This window comes from Selenomonas sp. oral taxon 126, from assembly GCF_001683335.1.
Taxonomy (GTDB): Bacteria; Bacillota; Negativicutes; order Selenomonadales; family Selenomonadaceae; genus Centipeda.
This window is the reverse complement of sequence record NZ_CP016201.1, coordinates 2,114,527-2,119,433: the sequence shown is the minus strand read 5'-3', so window position 1 is coordinate 2,119,433 and position 4,907 is coordinate 2,114,527. Positions and strand designations below refer to the sequence as shown.

The following is a 4,907-nucleotide window of genomic DNA, read 5'->3' as shown; positions in this document are numbered from 1 at the left end:
CGAAGAGCCCGAGCGGCGCGGAATCTTGCCGCGATGCACGCTCGCACCGTGAATCCGCCGCAGGAGCGGCGTGAGCTCGTGATGAAACGTCTCGTAACAGACCGAGCAGCCAATCTGCCCCGCCTGCGGAAAATCCTGAAACTGCATTCCGCAGTTCGGACATGCAATATGCGGCGCGTCCTCCTCTGCGGCGCTCTCCTGCTGGTTGCTTCCGAAGATACCCTTGAGGAAGTCCTCCGCCGAGACATTTTCCTGCTGGGCGCGGAAGATCGACGCCCCATAGCGTGCCGCGCAACTCATACATATATTTTTTTCACTCCGACCACCCGGCCCGATCTGCACGATGTGCACAATCGCGTCATTGCGGCCGCATTCCTCACAGATCATAACGATTGCCTTTCCGTCAAGCTCCTGCAATATGCGCTCTTTTTATTTATATCGAACAGCTATCGGAAATTCTCCAGTGTCAATATCATCGTCTTCAACATTTGGACGCGCTCCTTGGCGGCAAGGGTCTCCGAGTGGAACAGCCCTGTCACCACCTGCATGAGGAGTGCCGCCTCGCGCGTCTCCACCATCCCGTGTTGGGCGAGGTAACGCACCATCGACTGCACCGTCTCCATGTCGGTCTCTTCGTTGATCTTCGACAGCATGTCCTGATAGACGAGATCGCGCAACGGCACCTGAACAATGCGGATGAACCCGCCCAGCCCGCGCCGCGACTCTACTACAAATCCTTTATCCTGCGTAAAACGCGTGGAGAGCACATAGCTGATCTGCGACGGCGCGCATGAAATCTCATCTGCAATCTCCGTCCGCCGCAGCTCCACCTGCCCATCCTGCCGTGAGGCGAGCTGACGGAGAATGTAGGACTCAATCATATCGGCAATGTTGCTCATCATATCACCTTCTCTGTTTCCTTAATTGTGCTTTTCTATATTATATTTGTTTTTTTGACTTTTTGCAACCCCCAAAAAATACAGCTCATGAAAAACAATGCTCATCCTTACGGGCGCAAGGCCTCACGAAAATATCATCTGTTTTTCTGTTTTATCCGACTATACGAGATTATAGCGGCGAATCATGGTTTTTGTAGGGCGAATTTTCAAGAACAGGCCACATCCGCCAGCCCATAATCGCCATCGTTGAGTTTCTGCGGAACGCCGCCATCGCCCGCGAGAGCGCATCCAGAGCCGCATCGCTGCCATCTGCGCGCGGATTGCCGCCTCCGCAAGATAGACCGGCTCATTCTCGAGTTGCACGCGCTTTCGCTCCCGTTCCGCCTCCACACGCGCCTTGAACTCCTTGCGTGCCTCCTTCCTCAGATCCTTCATCACACGGGCGCGCAGAATATCCTCCGCGTCCTCCCGTGCCTCCTCCAGCCACTTCGCATACGTATCTGCCACATTCTCCCCGAGGAGATCATCCAGTGCCTCCTTGCCGCCGAGCCTGTCCACAGGACGCCAGCGTTCATCCAGCTCCGCCGCCTTGATCTCCTCCTCGGAGGCGATCATGCGCGCCATCACCGCCTCCACCTCGGGCGAGGGCTTACCGCCCACATCCTTCACGAACTGATAGATCCTGCGGAGTAGCTGCTTGAACCTGCGGAACACCCCCCGCAGCGCCTTCGACGGCGCCTTCCCCTCATAGAGATACAGCTCGAACCCGCGTGCAAAACGCTCATGCCGCCAGCGACTCCTTGCCGCCCTCAGAGCGATCGCGTCGCCCGAAGTCAGCGCCGCACGGATTGCCTTCTCATGTTCACGGAACTCCTGAGCCCACGGCGTATCTGCGTACTCCTTCGCCGCCCCCTCGTGCCACTCGGCCCATTCATTGACAGTGGCAAGATCCTTTGCCGACGCCTCATCGAACTGCGCCAGCGCATCCAGATCATCCAGGAACATATGCCCCATCTCATGCAGCATCGTCGAGGGATTCGCCCCGGCAAAGAGCGTAATAATCTTCTTGCCGTTCTCCTTTGAGAACTCCCCGTATATCGCCCGCTGCTGCGCCTGCGCGAGACGGGAAGACAGGACAGAGGGAAGCGGCTCGCCGTTTTCATCCAATCGCCCAAATAAGGGGTTGAACTGATCCGCCAACTCTGCTATACTAATTTTAGATAAATCGGCAGAGGCAGAGGACCGTTTTACGGCAGACCTTGGCAACGTACCTGCCGATTTTTTTAATTCCAGCATCTGCACGCTATAGATCTTATGACCGGCGTTTGTCGTTTCCTTCACCGTGAAACAGGCAATCGCCGGTTTTTTGCCCAGCAGGACAAGGGCGGAGAACAGCTTAACGCTTACCAGTTCACCGCTGCGATCCGCATGCGTTTCCGAAAGAACAGCATGCGGAAACAGCTGCTCCACATTTGCCGCCACAAGCAAATGTTCCTCAGCCGTATATCCATTTTCCTCGCTCAGACGACGTGCACCGGAACTGATCAACTTGCCGCGTCCGCGCTTACTGACAGAGGCAACAACCCCCGTAGCCTCGTTCTTCAGCGGTTTATTGCCCAATGCACGCAGGACATCCTTTGCCTCTTGGACATTCTGCACCCTGATTTTCGGTATCGCGGCCGCCGCCACCTGCTCCCAGTCACCGAACGCCGCCTTAAAGGCCGGCGTGCGCACAGCAAGCCACTCCTCCTCCGTGAGATTCGTCGGCTTTCCGTTCGGCGCCATCATCCACTGCGGCGTCCCCTCATACCGCTTGCGGACAGCCGCCATCTCCGAAGACACAGCGTCCTGCGGCGAGCCGTGCCATGCAGACTGATGGAAGATATTCATGTCGTCGAAAGAGAACGCGCCGTTGTTGTCAACCGACTTGATCTGGTTCGGCTCGAAAGCAATAAATTCCTCATCCGAGTTGTTGACACCGTCATAACCTTCGGCGGTCAAATCTTCTCTCGCCTTTATCCCTGCATAGTTCTGTCCTTGGTAACGATTCAGAGCTTTATAGCCTCGCCCCTCATTTGCAGGATTCTTGATATTGAGGAAGAACGCCCTGACATTTCCTCCGTAGCCCTGCGCATCCTCCTTCCACGGGGAAAAGAACATCCCTTGAATGTCCATTCCGCTGCGCCCTTTGGTCTTATCAAAGACATCAAACTTCGCATCGCTGCCATGATACACAACAAGAGGCTCGCCGTTCTCGTCCACAACCTTGGAGCAATCCTTGACTTTTTCGAGATGGTCTGCAATAATTAACCTAGAAGCTTGAGGTGCGCCTCCTTTGGTGGGGGTCTTGAACGCACTCTCGAGCTTTTTCTGTATCTCGACTTCGTGCAGATAGAACCCCTGCCGATTTGGCTGTCTCTTTACAACGACCTCGCCGATATAGTCTTGTCCCGCAAACTTGATCGGCGCAATGATAACCGCCGTATCATATCCGCGCTGCTTCCAATTCATCTGACGGTCATACACAATACCGTGCTCAATGATATAAGGAACTGCCGCATACGCAGCAGCCTTTTCGCGTCCCATCCCGTGACCCATGGAATCCTTTACACCTTCAAGGTCAAGTTTGACCTCACCAAGCTCAGGATTGCTTGCAACGCCATTGAAGTGTGCTTTATACCACAGCGGCACTTTATCGGTCAATTTTACGCCGTCCGGCTGAAACTCCTGCCCTGTAAGACTCGTCACAGGATCGCCATGAAGCGCAAATTCTAGGGCATTTGCAGCTTCCCAATCCCCAAACCACGCCTTGAATGCAGATGTACGCACCGTGAGCCACTGATCCTCTGTGAGATTCGTCGCCTTCCCGTTCGGGGCTTTCATCCACTGCGCTGTACCCTCGTACTGCTTGCGGACTGCCTCCTTCTGCGACTGTATCTCCTTCTGCGCAAAGCCGCCGCCCGTTTCCCCGCGCCCGCCATCACGCAGCACAAACGCATCGAAATAATCCCTTGCCGTATAGTCAGGCCTGCCCCCCTTCTCGCGCATCACACGCGCCACCGCATCCGCACGGGCGGCAAAGAGCAGCGCATTCAACCGCGCCGCCTGCGCCTGCACCCCGCCGATCTCCCTCAGCTTTGCCATCACCGCATGATAGACACCGTAGGCCTCAGGCGTCAGCCCCTGCGTCGCCCGCACCTCCGCCGCATCCAGCTGCATCATACGGTCCTTAATGTTCGAGAGCGTCCCGATATGTGCATTCAGCTCATCCAGCTGCCCGCGTGCCGCCTCCATCGCATCCGCCGCCTCCTGCGAGGACGGCATCCATCCCTCCACCTTGGGGGCGGACACATCACCCACCGTCAGCAGATAGGCAAGGTCACGCAGCTGCTCCTGATTTGGTGCCTTGCCATTTTCCTTGTAATACTCCTGATACCACGGCGCATTATTCGACACACGGATCCCGCGTCCATCTTCGCCGTTTTGGAGAATATCCACCCCCTTCTTCATCCCGCGCGCGAGCGCATCCAGCGCAGGATGCAGCAGCGCATCGCGCTCCGCCGTAAACATATCATAGAGCACCCGCCAGCCATGCGCGGGGCTATCGGGATCCTGCGTAATCGCCGCAATCGCCATCTCACGCTCCACATCGCGGCGCAGCTTCTCCTTCTCATCCGCGTGCACAGGCGCCTCGGGAAACCACGCATTCACAATCGCATGCACAGCCTGTGTCCGCGCCCTCACCGCATCCTTCTGCGCCTTCTCCATCGCATCCGTCAGCGCCCGTGCATTCATCTTCATCCGCGCAATCGAATCCGCCTCCGGCGAGAACGACACCGCCTCCAGCAGAGCAGGAGAAGCCGCCGACTGCGCATACTTTTCTACGGGAACATAGAGCAGCCCCTCCCGCGCAATCGTCTCAGACAGCTCCTCATCCGAAATCCCCGCCGCGCGGGCAACCGCTTCCAGATCCTCAGCCCCCTCAGGAGACTGCAGCGCCGCCACCGT

At 56.9% G+C, this 4,907-nt stretch carries 3 protein-coding genes; all 3 read right to left on the bottom strand.

Annotated features, from left to right (window positions below):
- On the bottom strand, positions 1–387 hold a 387-nt coding region (locus AXF19_RS09615; RefSeq protein ID WP_237141568.1), incomplete at its 3' end, for a hypothetical protein.
- Positions 388–446: 59 nt separating this feature from the next.
- A complete protein-coding gene (locus tag AXF19_RS09610; protein WP_066848171.1) occupies positions 447–899 on the bottom strand; it encodes a CtsR family transcriptional regulator in 453 nt (150 codons plus the stop codon).
- 159 nt (positions 900–1,058) lie between these two features.
- Positions 1,059–4,907, bottom strand: a 3,849-nt coding sequence (locus AXF19_RS09605; protein WP_442983736.1) for an ADP-ribosyltransferase-containing protein, incomplete at its 5' end; no start/stop codon positions are given.

What these genes read in the sequence shown, in the direction of transcription:
- AXF19_RS09610 (WP_066848171.1), bottom strand. Translation starts at nt 899, where the DNA reads ATGAGCAACATTGCCGATATGATTGAGTCCTACATTCTCCGTCAGCTC.